This is a genomic window from Phaeovulum veldkampii DSM 11550, from assembly GCF_003034995.1.
In the GTDB taxonomy this organism is placed as follows: domain Bacteria; phylum Pseudomonadota; class Alphaproteobacteria; order Rhodobacterales; family Rhodobacteraceae; genus Phaeovulum; species Phaeovulum veldkampii.
This window is the reverse complement of record NZ_PZKF01000029.1, coordinates 1-18,804: the sequence shown is the minus strand read 5'-3', so window position 1 is coordinate 18,804 and position 18,804 is coordinate 1. Positions and strand designations below refer to the sequence as shown.

At 61.3% G+C, this 18,804-nt stretch carries 26 protein-coding genes; 22 read left to right on the top strand and 4 right to left on the bottom strand.

The genetic code is table 11. The features are described 5' to 3' along the window. Positions 1-10: 10 nt before the first annotated feature. The 3 genes from C5F46_RS11975 to C5F46_RS11965 form a co-directional block, all read right to left on the bottom strand. Entirely contained in the window at positions 11-424 is a 414-nt protein-coding gene (locus tag C5F46_RS11975; RefSeq protein ID WP_107325582.1) for a hypothetical protein, read from the bottom strand. Positions 425-526: 102 nt separating this feature from the next. Further along, positions 527-811: a hypothetical protein gene (locus C5F46_RS11970; RefSeq protein WP_107325581.1), complete on the bottom strand. Its 285-nt coding sequence runs from the start codon at positions 809-811 to the stop codon at positions 527-529. 11 nt (positions 812-822) lie between these two features. Further along, the gene (locus tag C5F46_RS11965; RefSeq protein WP_107325580.1) at positions 823-1,005 is read right to left on the bottom strand and encodes a hypothetical protein; all 183 of its coding nucleotides are present in this window, start codon (positions 1,003-1,005) and stop codon (positions 823-825) included. Between the two features lie 102 nt (positions 1,006-1,107). Here C5F46_RS11965 and C5F46_RS11960 point away from each other — a divergent pair, with 102 nt between their 5' ends. The 9 genes from C5F46_RS11960 to C5F46_RS11915 all read left to right on the top strand — a co-directional run bounded on the left by C5F46_RS11960 (position 1,108) and on the right by C5F46_RS11915 (position 9,736). Then, positions 1,108-1,320, top strand: a complete 213-nt coding sequence (locus C5F46_RS11960; protein ID WP_107325579.1) for a DUF7220 family protein — start codon at positions 1,108-1,110, stop codon at positions 1,318-1,320. Between the two features lie 163 nt (positions 1,321-1,483). Then, the gene (locus C5F46_RS11955; RefSeq protein WP_146160229.1) at positions 1,484-2,572 is read left to right on the top strand and encodes an MraY family glycosyltransferase; all 1,089 of its coding nucleotides are present in this window, start codon (positions 1,484-1,486) and stop codon (positions 2,570-2,572) included. Between the two features lie 47 nt (positions 2,573-2,619). Further along, positions 2,620-3,117 carry a hypothetical protein gene (locus C5F46_RS11950; protein ID WP_146160228.1) on the top strand — a complete coding sequence of 166 codons (498 nt, stop codon included), beginning with the start codon at positions 2,620-2,622 and terminating at the stop codon, positions 3,115-3,117. Continuing rightward, a complete protein-coding gene (locus tag C5F46_RS11945; protein WP_107325576.1) occupies positions 3,023-5,086 on the top strand; it encodes a terminase gpA endonuclease subunit in 2,064 nt (687 codons plus the stop codon). Before C5F46_RS11950 ends, C5F46_RS11945 begins: the two co-directional genes overlap by 95 nt. A gap of 23 nt (positions 5,087-5,109) precedes the next feature. Further along, positions 5,110-6,159, top strand: coding sequence for a phage portal protein (locus C5F46_RS11940; RefSeq protein WP_168796887.1), 1,050 nt, complete (start codon positions 5,110-5,112; stop codon positions 6,157-6,159). A gap of 66 nt (positions 6,160-6,225) precedes the next feature. After that, positions 6,226-7,572 carry a S49 family peptidase gene (locus C5F46_RS11935; protein WP_168796888.1) on the top strand — a complete coding sequence of 449 codons (1,347 nt, stop codon included), beginning with the start codon at positions 6,226-6,228 and terminating at the stop codon, positions 7,570-7,572. Positions 7,573-7,588: 16 nt separating this feature from the next. After that, entirely contained in the window at positions 7,589-7,960 is a 372-nt protein-coding gene (locus tag C5F46_RS11930; RefSeq protein ID WP_107325573.1) for a head decoration protein, read from the top strand. A 369-nt stretch (positions 7,961-8,329) separates the two neighbouring features. Beyond that, positions 8,330-9,361 carry a major capsid protein gene (locus C5F46_RS11920; RefSeq protein ID WP_207186752.1) on the top strand — a complete coding sequence of 344 codons (1,032 nt, stop codon included), beginning with the start codon at positions 8,330-8,332 and terminating at the stop codon, positions 9,359-9,361. Positions 9,362-9,442: 81 nt separating this feature from the next. Further along, on the top strand, positions 9,443-9,736 hold the full coding sequence (locus C5F46_RS11915) for an addiction module antidote protein (protein ID WP_107325572.1): 294 nt from the start codon (positions 9,443-9,445) through the stop codon (positions 9,734-9,736). A 9-nt stretch (positions 9,737-9,745) separates the two neighbouring features. Here the strand turns inward: C5F46_RS11915 and C5F46_RS11910 are convergent, their stop codons facing one another. After that, a complete protein-coding gene (locus tag C5F46_RS11910; RefSeq protein WP_133618564.1) occupies positions 9,746-9,928 on the bottom strand; it encodes a hypothetical protein in 183 nt (60 codons plus the stop codon). Between the two features lie 110 nt (positions 9,929-10,038). Between C5F46_RS11910 and C5F46_RS11905 the strand changes: the two genes are divergently transcribed. The 13 genes from C5F46_RS11905 to C5F46_RS16455 all read left to right on the top strand — a co-directional run bounded on the left by C5F46_RS11905 (position 10,039) and on the right by C5F46_RS16455 (position 18,792). Further along, positions 10,039-10,368, top strand: a complete 330-nt coding sequence (locus C5F46_RS11905; RefSeq protein WP_133618566.1) for a hypothetical protein — start codon at positions 10,039-10,041, stop codon at positions 10,366-10,368. Further along, entirely contained in the window at positions 10,365-11,177 is an 813-nt protein-coding gene (locus C5F46_RS11900; protein WP_107325569.1) for a hypothetical protein, read from the top strand. The genes C5F46_RS11905 and C5F46_RS11900 overlap by 4 nt, the downstream gene beginning before the upstream one ends. A gap of 1 nt (position 11,178) precedes the next feature. Further along, complete coding sequence (locus C5F46_RS11895; RefSeq protein ID WP_201161517.1) at positions 11,179-11,718, top strand: phage baseplate assembly protein V; 540 nt, start codon at positions 11,179-11,181, stop codon at positions 11,716-11,718. 13 nt (positions 11,719-11,731) lie between these two features. Continuing rightward, positions 11,732-11,944: a hypothetical protein gene (locus C5F46_RS11890; RefSeq protein WP_107325568.1), complete on the top strand. Its 213-nt coding sequence runs from the start codon at positions 11,732-11,734 to the stop codon at positions 11,942-11,944. A gap of 9 nt (positions 11,945-11,953) precedes the next feature. Then, positions 11,954-12,379, top strand: coding sequence for a GPW/gp25 family protein (locus C5F46_RS11885; RefSeq protein WP_107325567.1), 426 nt, complete (start codon positions 11,954-11,956; stop codon positions 12,377-12,379). After that, positions 12,376-13,263: a baseplate assembly protein gene (locus tag C5F46_RS11880; protein WP_107325566.1), complete on the top strand. Its 888-nt coding sequence runs from the start codon at positions 12,376-12,378 to the stop codon at positions 13,261-13,263. The genes C5F46_RS11885 and C5F46_RS11880 overlap by 4 nt, the downstream gene beginning before the upstream one ends. A 296-nt stretch (positions 13,264-13,559) precedes the next feature. Continuing rightward, the gene (locus C5F46_RS11875; RefSeq protein ID WP_107325565.1) at positions 13,560-14,462 is read left to right on the top strand and encodes a phage tail protein I; all 903 of its coding nucleotides are present in this window, start codon (positions 13,560-13,562) and stop codon (positions 14,460-14,462) included. A gap of 4 nt (positions 14,463-14,466) precedes the next feature. Then, positions 14,467-15,273: a phage tail fiber repeat family protein gene (locus tag C5F46_RS11870; protein ID WP_107325564.1), complete on the top strand. Its 807-nt coding sequence runs from the start codon at positions 14,467-14,469 to the stop codon at positions 15,271-15,273. Between the two features lie 40 nt (positions 15,274-15,313). Next, complete coding sequence (locus C5F46_RS11865) at positions 15,314-16,561, top strand: phage tail sheath family protein (protein ID WP_107325563.1); 1,248 nt, start codon at positions 15,314-15,316, stop codon at positions 16,559-16,561. Between the two features lie 12 nt (positions 16,562-16,573). After that, entirely contained in the window at positions 16,574-17,110 is a 537-nt protein-coding gene (locus C5F46_RS11860) for a phage major tail tube protein (protein WP_093321578.1), read from the top strand. Between the two features lie 8 nt (positions 17,111-17,118). Continuing rightward, positions 17,119-17,436, top strand: a complete 318-nt coding sequence (locus C5F46_RS11855; RefSeq protein ID WP_107325562.1) for a phage tail assembly protein — start codon at positions 17,119-17,121, stop codon at positions 17,434-17,436. Between the two features lie 790 nt (positions 17,437-18,226). After that, on the top strand, positions 18,227-18,388 hold the full coding sequence (locus tag C5F46_RS16670) for a hypothetical protein (RefSeq protein ID WP_168796889.1): 162 nt from the start codon (positions 18,227-18,229) through the stop codon (positions 18,386-18,388). A gap of 53 nt (positions 18,389-18,441) precedes the next feature. After that, positions 18,442-18,792 carry a hypothetical protein gene (locus C5F46_RS16455; protein WP_133618568.1) on the top strand — a complete coding sequence of 117 codons (351 nt, stop codon included), beginning with the start codon at positions 18,442-18,444 and terminating at the stop codon, positions 18,790-18,792. Positions 18,793-18,804 lie beyond the last annotated feature (12 nt).

Below are 18,804 nucleotides of genomic sequence, written 5' to 3'. Positions count from 1 at the left end.
TGGCTCAGGTTCAGTGCTGCTCGTCCATGGTGGCGGTGACCGCAAAATGCTGAACCCAGCCCGTGAGGTAAGGCAGCCCTGCGGGGATCCCCTCGTTGCGCTCTGTCGCGCGGGTGATGCGCCAGTCCTGCCATTTGGTGATGGCGGCGGCGATGGCGGCAGCGATGGCGGCTTCGCAATCTGGCGCACCGCACTGCAGCGCGCCAACCACCTCGTCCGCAAAATGCCGCCCCGAACGGCTATCAAGGAAATCGCGGATACCGATCATCTCCTCCTCGGAGGTGGCGTTGACGGCTTGGGCGATTAGGCGGCTTGCGAGGATCCAGACCTCGCTCGTCCGCCTGTCGCGCTCCGGGCAGGTGGTCAGGGTTCCGAAGAACCCGTAATCTGTGTTGCGGCTGGGAAGGACGGCGGGGTTGGTCATTGCGGGCTCCGTGGGCTGAGTTGCGTGTCGTTCTGTGAGGTCAGAGTCGCTCCGCTGCGCCGGAAAGTGTAGCAAAATCAGTGTTCTATTATTGCTATTGGATCATTCGGCGCGGTCCGTAAAATCGACCCAGCCGCTATCTTGCCAGATGTAGAGATGCGAGAGCTCGCATGTCGGGCGCGGCAGGATGCGGGGCGCGCGGGGCGGATCAAAACAGTCCAATTCGTTTGCCCGAACCTGTCGGATTTCCCGGCCGGCAAGGATGTCCTCGGGCGTCCAAGGCGCCAGCGCGGGCAGCATGTGGGCGGGGTAGCCGTCAAAATGCACGTATGTGTGTGCCCATTTCTCGGGTCCGATCTCAATGGCGATCTGTGCGCGCGTGCTCATCGGTGGACCCCTCAGTTCTGCTGGTCGATCATAGCGAGGATGGCGACGGCCATGCCGCCGAGGTACTCGCTGCGACGAAAGACAATCTCGTCGATGTGGTTGGCGTCGGTGATGGCCGGATCGACCGCCAGGTCGGCTGCCATATGCGGCAGGAGTTTTCTGGCGGCGGCGTTGTAGCGTTCGGCGATGGTCATGGGCGAGGTCCTTGGATGCGTCGTTTGCGTTAAGGAATCTTCGCTCTTACGCCTGAGTATATCCACTATAATCGTAGCAATTACATGGCTTTAGAGGGGCGCATGGCGCAATCAAAACGCGGGTCGCTGATCGAGGCCGTGACCAACACGGTGGTGGGCTACGCGTTGGCGGTGGCCACGCAGTTCGCCGTGTTTCCGGTCTTTGGATTGCGCGTCGGTGTGGTCGAGAACCTCGGTCTTGGGCTGATTTTTACTGCCGTGTCGCTGATCCGTGGCTATGCTCTGCGTCGGCTCTTCAATCGTTGGCAGTTCTGATAAGGTACCATGGGCAGATACATAATCGAAGTGTTGCAAAAATGTAACGGGGGGGGGGTAGAGGAACTTCTTCGATCTGGCGCGTTGGAAATATTGGGCTGATTGGGCTAATGGGCCTACAATCAATCTGAAACCCTTCTGCTGTCATTGATCGGGGCCGCCCTTGGTTCACCAAGCCATGTTGTATTTCGAGTGGCACGAGTTCGTTTTGGCTGCGCTTGCGTTTGGCCTTTGCGTATTGATTGTCCTTTTGCGCTCTCGGTTCCCGCGGCTCAGCGGGCGCACCTATGACTTGCGTGCGGTGCAATCCATGCACACGCGGCTCACCCCACGTGTTGGAGGTATTGGGATCTTTGGTGCACTTGGCCTGAGCGTGATCTTTGCGCCAGTTTCAATCTCTGGACCCTATGCCAATTTCGTTCTTGCCACGTCGCTCCTTTTTGTTGTGGGGCTGGCAGAGGACCTTGGTTTCCCCATGTCACCACGCAGGCGGATGTTGGCTGCGATGGGCGCGAGTTTGCTGGCGATCTGGCTCTTGGGTGTTTGGCTTCCACGCGCCGGCATCCCGGGACTGGACCTGCTGGTAGCGCACTGGGCGATCGGCGTTCCGCTTACCCTTCTGGTGACGGCAGGTATCGCAAACGGCTTCAACCTGATAGATGGGGTGAACGGCCTCGCATCAATGACGGCTATCGCTGCAGCTATTGCCCTGAGCCATATCGCGGAGCTGGCAGGTTACACCACGATGGTCCACCTCGCGATGATGATTGCCGCAGGGATATTCGGATTTTTCCTCGTCAATTATCCCTTCGGCCTGATCTTCCTCGGCGATGCTGGCGCCTACACGATCGGATTTGTGCTGAGTTGGTTTGGGATTTCTGTTCTGCTCAATTCGCCCGATGTCTCGCCTTGGGCCATTTTGCTAACGATGTATTGGCCCGTGGCCGATACATTGCTGGCGATCTATCGGCGTTCCCGCAGGAATGCTGACGTCTCCGCACCAGATCGGTTGCATGTCCACCAAATGGTGATGCGCGCTCTGGAAATCTGTATCCTCGGCCGAAACCGCCGCCAAATTGCTAACCCACTCACCACGCTGGTGTTGTTGCCCTTTGTCATCGCACCGCCGATTGCGGGTGTGCTGCTGTGGAACCAAAATCAGAATGCGTTTCTGGCCGTCGTGGTCTTTGGGGTGCTGTTCTTTGCAAGTTATGCGGCAGCGCCCGGTCTGATCCGCCGGTTCCGCCGATAATAACGGGAAGACCGACTGTCCTCCCGTATTGAACAGGAGGCAGCTTGATGTCTGAACCTCGTACGCGCGGCCAAACTATTACGGTATCCCAAGCAGCAGCTTTGCTGGGTCGCTCGGATCGCTGGGTCCAGGGCCTTGTCAAATCCGGCTACATGGATCGCCCGACGCGCGGGGAATACACGCTGGTCGGTGTGATCCGTGGGGCGCTGGCCTATTACGAAGACCAACTCTCCAAGAACAACAAGGCCGCAGTGGCCAGCCGGGCCACGGAAGCGCGCACGCGCGAGATTGAACTCAGGATCCAGGAACGCAGCCGGGAACTGATCCCGATGGAGGATGCAAAGGCCGTCGTGGGTGAGATGGCGGCGCTGGTGCGCGCGGAGCTTGCCGGGCTTGCCGCGCGGTACACGCGCGATATGGAGGCGCGGCGCGCGCTCGAAGAGGTGATCGATGGCGCGCTTGAACGTATTGCAGGGGCGGCCGACAAGGCAGGCGCAGCTCTGGTCGCTGGCAGCGGCGATCTGGAGGCCGAGCGAGAAACGTGACCCGGCGCCTTGGGCGGCCGCACACAGAATATACCCGGAAACCGCTGGCATTCCCGGCCCCCGTGATCCGGGGCTGACGCCTTACATGATCCCATGGTCTGCGGCCGTGCATCGCGGTGGCTATCGCCGGGTGGTGGCGGTGACTTCGGCACAGTCGGGCAAGACCGACAGCATGCTGGACATTATCGGGGCCCGGCTGGATCAGCGACCGGCACCAATATTGTACGTGGGCCCGACAAAGGAGTTTCTGACCGACCAGTTCGAGCCGCGGCTGATGGCGCTATTGGACGAGGCCGACACGCTGGCAAACAAGGTGGTGCGCGGCCGCCGGATGAAGAAAACGCTGAAGCACGTGGCAGGTGTGCGGCTGCGCCTTGCCCATGCGGGCTCCTCCACGGCCCTGAAATCCGATCCCGCAGCCCTCGCGCTGATCGATGAATACGATGAGATGATGGCCAATGTGAAAGGCCAAGGTGATGTGTTGGGCCTCGTCGAGGCCCGTGGCGAAACCTATGCTGATTTTGTGACGGCTATCACCAGCACACCGGCGCGGGGCCTCGTGGAAATCGAACCGGATGACACGAGTGGCCTCGAGTTCTGGGCGCGCTCAGCGCCGGAGGATCTCGAAAGCCCGATCTGGAAACTTTGGCAGGAGGGGACGCGGCACCATTGGACTTGGCCGTGCCGGCATTGTGCGGAATTCTTCATTCCGCGGTTCAAGCAGCTGCGCTGGCCCGACCGCGCGACACCTGCGCAGGCCAAACAGGCTGCCACGCTCGAATGCCCGCGCTGTGGCGGCCAGCATTCTGAGGCCGATAAGGCTTGGATGAACGCCCGCGGCACGATGGTGGCCCCTGGTCAGCGGGTCGAATTCAAGGATGACGCCCCATATGTCACCGGCGCCCCCGCCGACAACTCGACGCTGTCGATGTGGACATCGGGGCTCTGCTCGCCCTTCGTCACTTGGGGTCAGCGCGCGGAAACCTATCTGACGGCGCTGCAGTCGGGCGATCACGACCGCATCCAGACGGCGATGAATGCGGGTTTTGGCGAATGCTACGCCATGACGGCCTCGGGCGATGTGCCGGACTGGCAAGAAATCATGGAACGCCGCCAGCCCTACCGGCCGGGGGATGTCCCCGCGGGCGGGTTGCGCCTCGTCATGGGTGTGGACGTACAGAAGTTCAGCCTGGTCTATGTGATCCGGGCGTTTGGCGCGCGGGGCACGTCCTGGCTGATCGACAATGGCCAGCTTTACGGGCCCACGGAAGATGACGATGTCTGGTCGGCGCTGGCGGATCTGATGCTGACGCCGGTGGGCGGGATGCAAATCGAGAAGGTGTTTGTGGACTCCGGGTTCCGGCCGGACAAGCCTGAGCTTGGAAATGAGCACAAGGTCTACGAGTTTTGCCGTCGCTACAGCTGGCTTTGCGCCCCGACGAAGGGGAAAGACATCCAGAGCCCGCCATACCGCGTGTCAAAAATCGAGGTGAAGCCCGATGGTAAGAAGGCGCTCTATTCCATCGATTTGGTGACGCTCTCGACCGACTTCTTCAAATCGCTGGTGATGTCGCGCATTCGCACGCCGGCTGATCAACCGGGGGCGTTTCATGTGCATGAGGCGGTGTCGGAGGATTACTGCAAGCAGCTGACCTCGGAGGCGCGGGTCGTGGTTGAGGGTAAGCCCATCTGGGTGAAACGCTCGCGAAACAACCACTTTCTCGATTGCGAGGCGCTCTGCGCGGCCATCGGCTACACGCTGAACGTCCAGCGGATCCCGGAGGGGGTGGAACGCAAAACAGCCCTCGAGGCCGCAGTGCCCGACGGGCATGACCCAACCCAGGTGACCGCGCCGGAGCCTGATCGATCAAAGGCGCCGCCGCCGGCATCGCGCTCCTCCCCAGGGCACGGCGGCAGCGGCGCACTGCGCGGGCGGTTTGCCCGCCATGGCAGCAGGCTGAATGGATAGCTCACATGTCTGTGATCGCAAAGTTGAAAGATCTGCTGGCCGAGGCGCTGCCTCCGGCGGCAGGGCCGGAGGGGATGAGCCTCCCCAGACCCTCGGGCAAATACATGCGGGGCGGACGGGGCGTGACCTTTGCCGGTTGGAAGCCGGCCCTGCGCGAGGCGCAGGACGATATCGGCGAAGCCTGGGACGATGCTGCCGCGCGGGTCAACGACCTTCTGCACAACAGCGGCTGGCTTGCAGGCGCGTTGGAGCAATGCGTGGCCAATACCGTGGGCACGGGGCTGCAGCTGAAAGCGCTGCCAGAGAACGAGACTTTTGGCATGACACCAGCCCAAGCGTCTGATTGGGCCAAGACGGTGGAGCGCCGCTTCGAGCTTTGGGCGCGCAATGCCCAGGAATGCGATATCCAAGGCCTTCGCACGTTCGGGCAAATGCAGGCGGCGGCCTTCCGCTCCTGGCTCATCACCGGCGAAATCTTGGCTGAGCTCCCCTGGCGCAAGCGACCGTGGAACCGCTACGGCACGAAAGTGCGCCTGCTGCCGCCACATCGCCTGTCGCGCAAGACCGAAAGCATGCGGCGGCTGATCAACGGGGTCTATACGGACGCCGATGGCATGCCCGTGGGCTACCGCGCCATTCGCAAGGACCTGTTCAAACACGACGTGGAATATGACGTGCGCGCCCGGGATGCTGCGGGACGGCTGCGTGTGATCCACATTTTTGAGGGCGCACCCGGCACGCATCGGGGGATTTCTCCGCTGGTGCCAGCACTACAGGTGGCCCGTCAGTTCGATCAGCTGGCCGATGCCACGCTGATGGCAGCAATCGTGCAGACGCTGTTTGCGGTGACGATCACCTCGGACGAGCCAACCGAGCAGGTGCTCCAGGGGCTGCTGACGCCCCAGGAACAGGCGCAGATGTTGGCGCAAGGTATCTCGCCGATGGAGGCCTATATCGAGATGGTTGCGGGGTATGGAGGTGCGCTTTCGGGCCGGATCAAACGGTGTGGAACGCGCGGTAACATACCACCGGGCGCATCCCGATCGGCTTTTGTCTGTTATCCGCAGCTTTGAAGAGCAATGCGCACAGTTGCAGGGGCGCGGCCCACGACGTTTTGCGCTTGGAACAGGAGGGGTGAGGTGACGGAACAGCCCGATATCAAACAGACGGCCGTCGCTGAAGCGGGACCGTCCCTGGCGCAGATTGCGGGCCGCGTTCTGAACCGACCACTGCTTTTGCACCCGGACAAGGCTGATCTGATCTTGCATGTGCTGCAAGGACGGATTGGCATTGAGCCGCTGCAAACGGTCACGCCCGAGACCAACCGGTTCGTTGGCACATATCGGCGCGACAATGGCGGTGTCGGGTCTATGCGCGTGGAAAACGGGGTCGCCATCCTGCCGATTGTGGGCAGCCTGGTGAACCGCGGCGCCTGGATCGGGGCGAGTTCCGGCCTCGTCTCCTATGAGGGGATTGCCGCGCAGCTGCGCGAGGCGGAAGCCGACCCGGATGTGCGAGCGGTGCTCTTGGATATCGACAGTCCTGGGGGTGAGGCCACGGGCATGTTCGCCACGGCCAAGCTGGTCAGTGCGGTCAACAAGACCAAGCCGGTCGTAGCTTTCGTGAACGATGTGTCGGTCTCCGCGGCCTACGGCATTGCCAGTGCGGCCAGTGAAATCATCGTTTCGCCCACCTCGATGGTCGGCTCGATCGGCGTTGTGCTGACCCACCTCGATCGATCGGGCGAGCTCGAGGATCGGGGTGTAAAGCCGACGCTCATTCACGCAGGCGCGCATAAGGTCGACGGCCACCCGTTTGGGCCGCTGTCAGACGCCGTCCGCGCCGACCTGCAGGCCGAGGTGATGAAAATTTACGATCAGTTCGTCGGCCTCGTGGCCGAGGGCCGCGCGGGCCGGGTCAGTGCCGAGGCGATCCGGGCGACAGAAGCCCGCACCTATCTTGGCGCCGATGCCATCGCCCAGGGCCTCGCCGATCGCATGGCAAGCCTTGATGAGGTGATCGCCGCGCTCTCGCAACCGCCCTCCGGGGCAAGCCCCCAGAGAAATGGAGGACCTATGACCAAAACCACCCAAAGTGAGGCGCCGCAGGGCGATGTCTCTGCCATCAGCCCCGCTGATCTGCAGGGGGCTGTCGATGCGGCCCGGACGGAAGCCCATGCGGCTGGCGTCACCGCCGGCAAGGCGGAGGCCACAGCGCGGATCAAATCCATTCTGACGGCGCCGGAAACGGATGGCCGCGAGGCCCAGGCGCTGGTGCTGGCGCTCGAGACAGAGATGTCGGCAGGCGACGCAGCCAAGGTGCTGGCAGCATCGCCGAAAGCCAGTACGTCCGCCTCCATCGCTGACCGGGCCGCGCAAGAGGCCGAACTCGGCGCCGAAACTCCGGCCGATCATCTCAACCGGTCTGAACGCAATGCGGCCGGGTGGGCAAAAGCCATCACCCAAGCCAATGCGCGCTTCAGCTGAATAGGAGAGACCGTCCATGACCGTTCTCATTGAAGGCCGGCATCCCGGCGAATTCCTGATGACTGAGGCTAATGGCCAGCGCTCTCGGGAAAACATCACCATCGCCAGCGGCGCAGGCATCATCGCCCCGGGCACTGTGCTCGGCAAAATCACCGCCAGCGGGAAATATGTGACGAGCGCAGTAGGCGCGACCGATGGCAGCCAGATGGCCGTGGCGATCGCCCTCTACGGCTGCGATGCCACTGCTAGTGATGTTGCGGTTGCCGCCATCACCCGAGATGCTGAGGTCAACGGCAAGGTTTTGACCTACCATCCGGACCGCGATCAGGCGGCAGAAAAGGCAGCAGCTCAAGCTGACTTGGCGGTCGTCGGGATCGTCGTGCGGTAAGTTTACCCCATCTTGCGATTATGGGTCAGGCCTGGCTGGTTCCTTACCGACCACCTGGCAGACCTCTAGATAATCGTCCACCGCTTCTTTGAAGGCTTCGCGCAACGCCTCAACACTCTCCGCATGAAAGCCAACCCGGTCTCGAATTCCAGAGATGTGCCCTACCAGTAGCCCTGCCTCTTCGGAGACTTCGGCCTGATACCCTCGATATTTCATCGTTTTTTGCATGTGGCAACGGTGGTGCGGCTAAGCCGGCAAGGCAAGGCGAAAACGTCGTCCACTCAACCAAAGCGATCTCCCGCGCCCTCGGACAGCGGGGTGATCCCGCGTGGCCAGTCGCTGGCGCGCCGACGCAATAAAGGACCTCCCATGTCGATCCTCAACATCTTCAGTCAGGACGCCTTCAGCGTCATGCGCCTCACGGACGCGCTTCGTGAGATCAAATATACCCCGTCCCGCATCGGGCAGATGGGGCTGTTCCAGACCACCAGCATCGATACGCTGGATATCGCGATCGAGAAGGACAAAGAACAAAACCGCATGTTGGTCTCCGCGAGCCCGCGCGGTGGGCCTGGCCAGACCTTCGATAAATCAAAGCGCGCCGTGCGCATGCTCAAGGTGCCGCATTTTCAGGTGGACGACGCGATCTATGCCGACGAGGTGCAGCAGGTCCGCGCCTTCGGCCAGGAAGTGGCTGTCGAGCGGTTGCAGCAGAAGATCGCGGATCGCGCGGCGGAAGCGAGCCAGTTCTTCGCGCTCACGGAAGAATACCACCGGCTGAACATTCTCAAGACCGGCCAGCTTCTCGATGCTGACGGTTCGGTACTGTTTGATTATTTCACCGAGTTTGGCGAAAGCCAGCAGGCGGTGGTCGATTTTGACCTCGACAATGCCAGCGCCGCGGACGGTGCGCTCCGCAAGAAATGCGCCGGTGTCATCCGCCAGATGGCCGGCATTCTGGATGGTCTACCTTACACAGGCATCATGGCGCTCTGTGGCGATGCCTTCTTCGACGATCTAATCGCCCACCAAGAAGTGCGTGAGACCTATAAGGGTTATGCGGACGCGGCGTCGCTCCGGAACGCCTATATCAACTCGGGCAATTCCGGCATCTACGGCGCCTTCGAGTTCGGCGGCATCACCTGGATGAACTATCGCGGCGGCCAGAATGTCGGCATTGACACCGATAAGTGCCACCTCGTGCCCTCGGGCGTGCCCGGACTCTTCCGCACCGTCTATGCGCCGGCGGACTACATCGAAACGGTCAATACCCCCGGCCAGCGTCTTTACGGCAAGCAGTGGGAAATGCAGAACGGCAAGGGCGTGAACCTCGAGTTCCAGATGAACGCGCTGCATTACTGCACGCGCCCGCGGGTCCTGATCCCGGGCAAGCGGACGTAATCCAGCAGAACCGGAAGAGGCGTTGCGTTGGAATGACATCCAGAGCAACGTTATGCTGGCCGCATCGCAGAAAGCATAAATATGCCTCACGAAATCACGGATTGGGATATTCAGGAACATCTTCAGACGCGTGTCGAGCAGGACGCGTATTTGGAAGCTGCATTCGATGATGGGGACGCTCTGGTGATCATTGGCGCCATCGGTGACGTAATCCGAGCACGCGGCCCCGAAGGCATAGCCGCGCAAGTTGGCATAGAGCCTACTGCGTTGCTTGAGGCATTTCGTGATGGGAATGACCCGCCATTTTCACTGGTATTGACGGTAGTCAGAGCCCTTGGCTTTAAACTCGGGGTCTGCCGAACCAGTAAGGTCTGACGGCGGCTGTCAGCCTTGGGTCTGCTTATCGTCCCATCCGCTGACACTCCGCGCTTCATAGACTTCCACCGCGGCCACCAATTTTTCAAGTCTGACTTCGTCGGGTGAACCGGGGGCGGCGTGCCATAGTCGTTCGATCTGCTGAAGGGCCTGTCGATGCTCCTCGGCGGTTCTGATGGACGTGTCTTCCATCTGCATTTCCTTGTGGCGGTGATATCATGTCTCTTTTCAATGACTTGGATGCGCACACTAGCGCAGCAGTCAAGGGCGTTTTCGCCGAACCGGCCCTTCTGCGCCCGCGTGTGTCCAAGCAATACGCGGAACGCACCGCCGATCCAGACCGCCCCGAGACAATAACCTATGGCATCTTCTCAGCTGGCCCTGCGCAGGATGACCTGCGCGGCCAAGCGCGTGGTGGGCAAATGTCGGGCATGACCAAGCTGTCCACCGCCGCCGCTGAGTTCTGGATCGCCAAGCCACAGATCGATCAGCTGCCCTGGCTGCCGATCACCGGCGATGTGGTGGTCCTGACGGCACGCAGCGGGCAGCCGAGCTATGCGATTTCAAGGGTCACCACCTCGGATCTGGGCGACTTGACCCTGATCCTTGTCCAAGAGGATGAAATCGCATGAGCCTGACACGCCTTGTCATGCGGCTGGCTGCGGCTCGTGCGCTGCGGGATCGCACCTTGGCGGGCGCCCGGGTGTTCGACAGCGCGGTCGACCCAATCGATCAGACCATCGCCGAAAACCGCCAGCCGCTTTTGGTGCTGACCACGGATGAGCACGAAGCAGACATCACCGGTCGCGATCTCGCGGGCGACGCGCAGCGCTGTGATCTGGTGATCGAGCTCGCCATCGCGACAAGGGTCGAGGTGCCAGCACGCGATGGTCAGGGCGGCCAGATCACCATCGCTATTCCGCATACGGATGAGGGGATGGAACTGACGCTTGATATGATGGAGCACCAAGTCCTCACCGCGCTGACCCGCGATGACAACTCCTGGACGCGGGCCTGGCTGAAGCTGGTGCCACGCGTGACCCGGCGGCTTTCTCGCCGCGGGGCGTCATCGGAAAACGGTGTGCGCTTTGCCGCCCGGCAACTGGTCCTGACCTGCGATCTGGTCGACACGCCTGCGGTGGGGGCGGACATTCTGCTGGGCACCGCCTGGGGCGAGGTCCTGGCGCTGATGGCAGCGGATCAGAGCTTGGCGCCGATCGCGGCCATGCTGCGCGAGCAGATCGAGGGCGAGGATGTCCCCGATTGGGCGCGCACAGCGCAGATGCTGGGTGTGTCGCTAGAGGTCATGGATCAGCTGGGCGTTTTGCCCACGCTCGATGCCCAAGGTGATCCCGTGACCCTGGATGCGGTCATCTTCGACGAGGAAGGCGAGCGCGTCACGGTGATCGATGCAACAATGACCGCGGCAGAGGCATTATGACATGGCGATCCGCGAATTGGTGGAATTGGCCGCGCGTATCGCGGAATTGGAACGCCGGTTCTCAGGCATGATGCGGCACGGCACCGTGGCCGAGGTTGATACAAACACGCAACGAATCCGGCTAGACTTTGGACCTGCGCATGGGACCGAGGGGCGGTTTCTCTCTCCGTGGATCCCGTACGCGCAGTTCTCAGGCGCCCTGCGGGTCCACACACCACCCAGCGTTGGGCAGCAGTTCACCGCGATGTCGCCGAATGGCGATTTTCAGCAGGCGGTGGCCGTGCCTTTGACCCATTCGAGTTCCAACCCGTCGCCCTCGATGGCGGCCGATCAGAATGTTCTGAACTTTGGCAATGTCACGCTAACCCTGGCCGAGGATTACCTCGAGATCGCCGTGGGTGGGGTGCGTTTCAAGGTTGACGGCGCCAACGTTGAAATCACCGGCGGTGAGGTCCGGCACAACGGCAAGAATATTGGCGACAGCCACATCCACAGCGGCGTGCGGTCCGGACCTTCGGTCACCGGCGCGCCCGCAAACTGACAAGGACAATCCAATGCCACGCTACGCCATCACCGAAACCGCCGGCCGCTTTGTGGCAGGCCAAACCAATACTGGCGTAGGTACGATCCTGACCCTCACCGAAAAACAGGCCGAACACGAGGTCCGCCTCGGTTCTCTGCGCGCGCTGGATATCAAACCCGCTGCCAAAGCCACGAAATCCGAAAAAGCTGCGGCAAAACCTGATGCGCCCGAGGCCACGGAGTAACGCAGCACTATGGTAAACCGCTCTTCGAATCCGTCGGCCGGGCTGAATGCCGCGACAGGCCGCCTCTTGGAGGGCTGGCCGCATGTGGTGCAAAGCCTTCAGGATATCTTCACCACACGGTTTGGCAGCCGGGTGATGCGGGAATGGTATGGTTCTTTCGTGCCGCATCTGATGGGGCGCACGATCAGCCCAAACGAAGTCACGCCGTTTTTCGCGGCGGTGACCTCGGCCATCGAGCAATTCGAGCCGCGCTACCGGGTGACGCGCATTCAGGTCGTCGAGGTCACGCGCGCGGGCGCCTTGCACGTCTTTCTCGAGGGCGAATACCGCCCCCGGGCGATGTTTGGCGACTACACCGTGGAGGGCGCGCGCCGCATCGATGCCTATGCCAACCCCGATGGCGTCCTGATCGAAACACGCGAGGCCCTGGCATGAGCCGTTTCACCGCCATCAATCTGGCCGGTTTGCCGCCGCCCGATGTGATCGAGACGCTGGACTATGAGACCATCGTCAGAGACATGCGCGATGATTTGGTCGTGCGGTTTCCCGACATTGCCGGCGTCATCGATCTCGAAAGCGAGCCCGCGCGCAAACTGATTGAGGCCTTTGCCTATCGGGAACTGCTTCTGCGCGCGCGGATCAATGACGCCGCCCGGTCTGTGCTGTTGGCCTCGGCTTATGGCACGAACCTCGATCATCTGGCCGCACTCTTTGCGACAGCCCGAATGCAGATCGATGACGAAACCGGGGCGCTGGTTGCCGAAGATGACGCGCGCCTGCGCCGCCGGGTGCAGCTGGCGCCTGATGCTTTTTCGGTCGCGGGACCCGAGGGGGCCTACGTCTATCATGCCCTTGGTGCCGCCCCATGGGCGCGGGATGCGAGTGCGATCATGACGACGCCGGGTCGCGTCCGGGTGACCATGTTGCGCGCGGGCGATGATCCCATGCCTAGCCTCGAGGAACGCGAAGCCGTGCGCCTTTCGCTGATCGACAACGACGTCCGGCCGCTTACCGATATGGTTGAGGTGCTCGGACCCGGGGTGCATCCGGTGACCATCACGGCAACACTGACGCTATATCCGGGGCCCGATGGCAATCTGGTGCGCGATCGCGCCGTCACAGCGCTGACCGATTGGGTGGAAGCAAACCGCATGCTGGGGATGAACCTGCGTCGATCAGCCATCTTCTCGAAACTGCACCAGGAGGGCGTGCATTCAGTGGATTTGCTTTCGCCTTCTGCAGATATCGTTCTGGGGCCGACCGAGGTCTACGCCGTCGAGGCCATCAACATAACGGTCGCGGATCTGCGCGACGCGTAGATCACCTTTCACGGAAATCGCGGGCTGATGCGCCTGTCGCTATTCCTTTCAGCTCGTCTAGGCTTGAGACGGGAAGAATAAGCACACCACTCGGCTTGGGCAGGAGAATGAAATCCTGGCCAGGAACCCATCCACGTCGCACGCAAAGATCACGTGGCAGCGTGATTTCAAAGTCCGGTGACAGCGTTGTTGAAGTCGTCATGGCCAAACCCCTTTGCCTCAGAGTGTAGCTCTGCATGGCGCCAACAGCAAAGCACAGGATGCCGACCTAACTTGAAATATCCGGAGGCGGCACGATGACCCAAGAAACCCTGCTGCCCGACAACCGGACTTCCTTCGAGGAGGCCGCTGACCTCACCGGCGCGCGCATCGCTGATCTGCCCATCGGCCTGCATGAACTGGTCCAACCTGCGGCGGTGCCAGCATCCCATCTGCCTTGGCTCGCCTGGGGGCTGTCGGTGGATCTCTGGGATAAGGACTGGCCGGAGCAGAAAAAACGCGCGCGCACCGCACGTTCACTGCCATTCCATGCCATCAAGGGCACCCAAACCGCCATCGCGGAGGCGCTTGCGGTCATGGGCGCGGAAGCGCGACGGTTTATCGTGCCGCCAGCCAAGACCTATCTGTCCAAGGCGCTGACCGAGGCGGAACGCGGGGCCTATCTCGATCGCTTCGCGCAACTTCGGATCTATCCCTTTATTGCCCGGGGTGTTTCCGGCCGGAACACCCGGTTTTTGTCGGCACCAGACGGCCCGGGCACGGCTTTCGCGGGGCCCAATAATCCGGTCTCGATTGCTGAGACCAAATATATCCGCACAGCAAAACTCTACGACCGCGGCGCGGAGACTGATCTGACGGTTCGCACGGTGACCCCAGAACGCGTTGGAGCCTTCGACGCAATTTCCTATGACGAGGTGGTGCTGGCGCCCAAACCCACGGCGGCCATTCACCTTGGCGATCGGCCGAAAGCGCAGGCGTTCCTGATCGACGATACGCGCAAAGCTAATCCCATCAAGGAAAATCAACTCATGGCCTCCAAACCGACCCACTACCGGGTGACGGTGAACCGTCCCCTTGAATTCGCCGGTGCCCGGTTTCGGCCGGGCGCGCGCTACACCGTCACCGCGGCAATCTTCGACGGCCTGTCCGCAGAGCACCCTGAGGCTATCGCCACATCCGAGCCTCTGAAGAAGGGCTGACGTCATGCTGAGGTTCGAAGACCTACGCGTGCGCGACAATCAGGATCTCGATCGGGATTTCTTCAACCGCCGCTATCGCCTGATTGCAGAAAGCCTTGCGGAATTGAACACGCAGCTCGCGCAGATTGGCACGGCGACCGACAATCTGGTCACGCTCGGGCTGACCCGGGTGAATGAGGTCTTGGGCCCTGCGCTGGCCACAGCATCTGCGGCCGCAGAAAATGGGTTTCTTGTGGCCACGTCCTCGACGCCGTTGACGCTTGCGGTCGGGCTAGAGACCAGTTTTGAGATCGATGACACGCCGGCGCGCGCGCTCTTCGCGCCCACGCCCTACGTCGTGATCTCTCGTGGCGGGATCGACAGCCTGAACGATTGGGCGGTGTTCCGGGTGGCCGCTTACGCGCGCGAAAACGGTGGGCTCGCAGGGGAGGTTGTCGCCATGCACGGCGACATCGGGGCCGCTCAGCATGACGATTGGGTGATATCCGCTAGCGCTGGCCTTGCCACGGCGCTGATCGAGGCCGCCGCCAATGTGGCGAACACGTTGCTTTTGGCCCAGCAGGCCGCTCAAGATGCCGCCGATGCAGCAGCCGTGGCCGAAAGCGTGCTCGCCAATGGCCCGGTGTCCTCGGTGAATGGCCAAACCGGCACGGTGGCGCTCGGGATCGGCGATATTCCGACGCTGACGGCCCAGCTCGCCAGCAAGGCGGCCAGTAGCCATGGGCACACCATTGCCCAGGTCTCCAACCTGCAAAGCACACTCGATGGGTTGCAGGCCCAGATCACCACAGTCGATGGCGGGTCTTACTGACCGGCGCCTTTTGCCCTGACATTTTTGAGGAGGGACAGTCATGTCCGACCCGACTTTCGGGATTTCGATCACGCGGATCGACAATGAGCCGCGCCCACCGGTCTGGAGCGATATGTCGGTGGTCGGCATCATCGGCACAGCGCCGGATGCGGATGCATCGGTGTTTCCCACTGACACGCCGGTCTTTCTCTATTCCGACGATGCGGACAAGCTGACCGCGCTTGGCGACGCCGGCACGCTGAAAGACGCGCTGGTGCTCTTGAACGCGCAGCTCGGCGAATTCCAGGTCGCTGCCAAGGTGGTCCTGGTTCGCGTCGAAGACGGTGTCGACGCCGCAGCAACGATTGCCAATGTCGTGGGCGACGGCGCGCTGACGGGGCTTTCAGCCTTCCTGCGCGCAGGCCCTGAGATTGGCATGATCCCGCGGCTGCTTTGCGCGCCTGGGTTCACCAGCCAGCGCACAGGGGCCGAGGCCAACCCAGTATGCGCCGCGCTGCCGCCCATCTGCGAAAAGCTCCTCGCCCATACTGTGGTCGACGGTCCGGCCACCTCCGAGCAAGACGCGATCGACTGGCGCGAGACCATCTCCTCGTCTCGCCTCATTCCCGTCGATCCGGCGGTGAAGGTCTATGACGAAGGCGTGAGTGTGGTCCAACCCGCATCGCCGGCCATTATCGGCATAGGCGTGCGCCGCGATCATGAAAAACAGGGCCGCCCCTTCCACTCCTGGGCAAATCAACCGGTGCAGGGGATTGCGGGACCCTCGCGCCCCATCAACTTCTCACTGACGGACGGGGCGACCGAGGGGCAGCGCCTGCTCTCGGCCAATATCGGCGTCATCCTGCGCGGCGAGATGGGTGTCGAAAGCGCCATCGGTCAGGGTGGCTTTATCTTCGTTGGCACCGACAATGCCGGCGAGGATGATCTCTGGCGGTTTTACAACGTCACCCGTGGGCGGGACTTCATCCATCTGATGCTGCTCCGGACCCTGCGCTTCTATCTCGGGCGCTTCAACGTCACCGGCCAAACCATCCAAGCGATCCTGAACACGATGGAAACGGGGCTTCGGAACCTCAAGGCCGATGGTGACATTCTGGGCTTCGAGCTGAAGTTCACCCGCGATCAGAACACGCCGGAGGAACTGCGCCAGGGCCGCTTTACTGTGAGCTTTGCCGCGGAAGAGGCGCCGGTGCTGCGGTACCTCGGCATTCAATCCGCCCGCTATCGCCCGGCGCTCGATGCGCTGCTGGATGACCTGCTCGCGCAGGTCGGCACCATTACGGGATAAGGGGACAAGCCCATGAGCAATATCTACATCATGGAAGCCGCAAACCTCTTTTGCGGCGATGAGGACCCGACGGCCTCGAAACACCTGACGCTGACCGAGTTGCAGCTGCCCAATCTGCAGGAAAGCTTTCAGGATTATCACCCGGGCGGCTCGCGCGTGCAGATCGAGGTGGCCGTTGGTATCCAAAAACTGGAAGCGAGCTTCAAGCTGGCTGGCTGGGACCCGGACCTGCTGACACAGTTTGGGCTGGGGGCGGCCTCGCGCAAGAAATTCACCGCCTATGGATCGATCCGCTCGAAACGGACGGGCGAGGCCATCGAGGCGAAAGCCGTGCTTGAAGGCCGGCTTGGGGCGGCCAACCCCGAAGCCTTCCAGCGCGGCGAAATGCAGGGCTTTGATTATTCGATCTCGGAAATTCTGCATTACGAGCTGCATTTTGGCGGAGTCGAGAAACTCTACTGGGATTTTTTCACCGCAGATTGGCGCGTGGATGGCACCTCCCAGAATGCCGATGAGCGCAACATCCTGCGCATTCCAAACGGATTTTGAGAGGGCCCATGGCACAGCATCACAATAAACGGCTGCCGCTTTCGGTGCCGATCGCTTTGGGGGATCAGGTCCTCAGTGAGGTCAGCGTCAAGAAGCCCAAAGTGAAGGACCTCAAGACCCTGCAGGATGCCCTGGCCGGGATTGAGGATCAGTTGGAACAGGGCATTCTGATGGCTGCCGTTCTGACCGACCTGCCGCGCGAGGCGATCGAAGACATGGATACGGATGATTTTACCGCGATCTCCGAGGTGATCGCCGGTTTTTTCCCAAAGGGCACGGCATCCGCGACTGGCGCGCCGTCACAGCCGAAACTGCCCACTGGCTGAACACGTCGATCACGGATCTGATGGATATGGACTGGCCAGAGCTGGTGCTTTGGCACGCCGAGGCCCGTCGTCTGGCACGCGCCGCAATACCGAAGTGAACCTGACCCCATGGCAACGCTGACCTCCCAGCTGGTGATCGAGCTTCTCGATCGCGTCACAAGCCCTGCGCGCCAGGCCGCTAGTGCGCTCGCCGGCATTTCCACCCGCATCAGGGAGAACAATGGTCTACCGATGACTTTCGGGGACCCGCGTTTGCGAAGCGAGGCGGTGTAGCTGGACCAGTTAGTCGTGCGGTAGCGGGCGGGTGCAGGCTTGCTCATGCACCCCGTCTAACAGCATGGATTCGCGATGTGAATCCTTCGAAGACAGAGTTCTGCAACAACGCCGTTCCGAGGCATTCGCACAAGCGCCTTCTGAGCGGTTTTCGAGTAGACGATTTCTTCAGGGCTTTATGTAGCTCGTGGCGACTGTGTAGTCAATGACTACCAATGATGGCCTTGCAAACTGGCGCTTGCCGAAGAGTTCGGGCTGTCGCCAGATGACTTCGGCCATGAGTTCTCGACAAGGCGCGAGCGGTTCCGCGTCGCTGGCATCGACCCACGCCGACCCAAGTATCCCATCTCCGCCACGCGCATCCCGGACGGAAAGGGCTGCAACTGCACCGCTGAGAACGTGGCGCTGCTCCTGCAGGCTGCGATGAAGGACGTGTCGCCGAAGAGGTAGTGTGATGAGAAACTGCTAGTCTGGCCGTGGCGGTTCGTGCTACAGAGGCAATGTCGGAGGACACGTTATGAATAAAGAAAAAAAGCTAGAAATTCAAAAAGCTCTGCAAGCTTATACCAAGAAAACTACAAAATCGTCTTCCAAGGCGAAGAAGGCCTTGGTTGATGAGGGTATCTACCTCAAGGACGGGAAGCTTGCGCCTGAGTACAAGGAACCCGTAGCAGCTTAATGGCTCGGCTCCAGACTTCATTTGTATTGGGCTATCATGGTTGCAGCGCCAAGGTGGGTGAGGCGATCCTGAGCGGCGCACCCATGGATGGGAGTGATCGAGAGTACGACTGGCTCGGCCCTGGTATTTATTTTTGGGAATCTGACCCAGCAAGGGCCTGGGAATGGGCGAACTGGAAAGTTCAAAGAGGCGATTTCACCGACCCATTTGTTGTTGGCGCAGCCATAGACTTGGGAAATTGTTTAGATTTGATGGCTCGTGATAGCCTGGAAATTCTGGAAAGCGCCTATCACTCATTTACTGCGTTGATCGAAGCCACCGGTGACGAGAGAGAACTACCAGTAAACAAGAAGGCCGGAAGTGCTGACGAGGACAATTTACTTCGTTATCTTGATTGTGCGTAAGCGTTAGCTGAA

What these genes read in the sequence shown, in the direction of transcription:
- C5F46_RS11890 (WP_107325568.1), top strand. Translation starts at nt 11,732, where the DNA reads ATGCCACGCTACGCCATCACCGAAACCGCCGGCCGCTTTGTGGCAGGC.
- C5F46_RS11885 (WP_107325567.1), top strand. Translation starts at nt 11,954, where the DNA reads ATGGTAAACCGCTCTTCGAATCCGTCGGCCGGGCTGAATGCCGCGACA.
- C5F46_RS11875 (WP_107325565.1), top strand. Translation starts at nt 13,560, where the DNA reads ATGACCCAAGAAACCCTGCTGCCCGACAACCGGACTTCCTTCGAGGAG.
- C5F46_RS11870 (WP_107325564.1), top strand. Translation starts at nt 14,467, where the DNA reads ATGCTGAGGTTCGAAGACCTACGCGTGCGCGACAATCAGGATCTCGAT.
- C5F46_RS11960 (WP_107325579.1), top strand. Translation starts at nt 1,108, where the DNA reads ATGGCGCAATCAAAACGCGGGTCGCTGATCGAGGCCGTGACCAACACG.
- C5F46_RS11975 (WP_107325582.1), bottom strand. Translation starts at nt 424, where the DNA reads ATGACCAACCCCGCCGTCCTTCCCAGCCGCAACACAGATTACGGGTTC.
- C5F46_RS11895 (WP_201161517.1), top strand. Translation starts at nt 11,179, where the DNA reads ATGGCGATCCGCGAATTGGTGGAATTGGCCGCGCGTATCGCGGAATTG.
- C5F46_RS11880 (WP_107325566.1), top strand. Translation starts at nt 12,376, where the DNA reads ATGAGCCGTTTCACCGCCATCAATCTGGCCGGTTTGCCGCCGCCCGAT.
- C5F46_RS11855 (WP_107325562.1), top strand. Translation starts at nt 17,119, where the DNA reads ATGGCACAGCATCACAATAAACGGCTGCCGCTTTCGGTGCCGATCGCT.
- C5F46_RS11930 (WP_107325573.1), top strand. Translation starts at nt 7,589, where the DNA reads ATGACCGTTCTCATTGAAGGCCGGCATCCCGGCGAATTCCTGATGACT.
- C5F46_RS11865 (WP_107325563.1), top strand. Translation starts at nt 15,314, where the DNA reads ATGTCCGACCCGACTTTCGGGATTTCGATCACGCGGATCGACAATGAG.
- C5F46_RS11910 (WP_133618564.1), bottom strand. Translation starts at nt 9,928, where the DNA reads ATGGAAGACACGTCCATCAGAACCGCCGAGGAGCATCGACAGGCCCTT.
- C5F46_RS11915 (WP_107325572.1), top strand. Translation starts at nt 9,443, where the DNA reads ATGCCTCACGAAATCACGGATTGGGATATTCAGGAACATCTTCAGACG.
- C5F46_RS11950 (WP_146160228.1), top strand. Translation starts at nt 2,620, where the DNA reads ATGTCTGAACCTCGTACGCGCGGCCAAACTATTACGGTATCCCAAGCA.
- C5F46_RS11970 (WP_107325581.1), bottom strand. Translation starts at nt 811, where the DNA reads ATGAGCACGCGCGCACAGATCGCCATTGAGATCGGACCCGAGAAATGG.
- C5F46_RS11945 (WP_107325576.1), top strand. Translation starts at nt 3,023, where the DNA reads ATGGCGCGCTTGAACGTATTGCAGGGGCGGCCGACAAGGCAGGCGCAG.
- C5F46_RS11965 (WP_107325580.1), bottom strand. Translation starts at nt 1,005, where the DNA reads ATGACCATCGCCGAACGCTACAACGCCGCCGCCAGAAAACTCCTGCCG.
- C5F46_RS16670 (WP_168796889.1), top strand. Translation starts at nt 18,227, where the DNA reads ATGAATAAAGAAAAAAAGCTAGAAATTCAAAAAGCTCTGCAAGCTTAT.
- C5F46_RS11920 (WP_207186752.1), top strand. Translation starts at nt 8,330, where the DNA reads ATGTCGATCCTCAACATCTTCAGTCAGGACGCCTTCAGCGTCATGCGC.
- C5F46_RS11860 (WP_093321578.1), top strand. Translation starts at nt 16,574, where the DNA reads ATGAGCAATATCTACATCATGGAAGCCGCAAACCTCTTTTGCGGCGAT.
- C5F46_RS11900 (WP_107325569.1), top strand. Translation starts at nt 10,365, where the DNA reads ATGAGCCTGACACGCCTTGTCATGCGGCTGGCTGCGGCTCGTGCGCTG.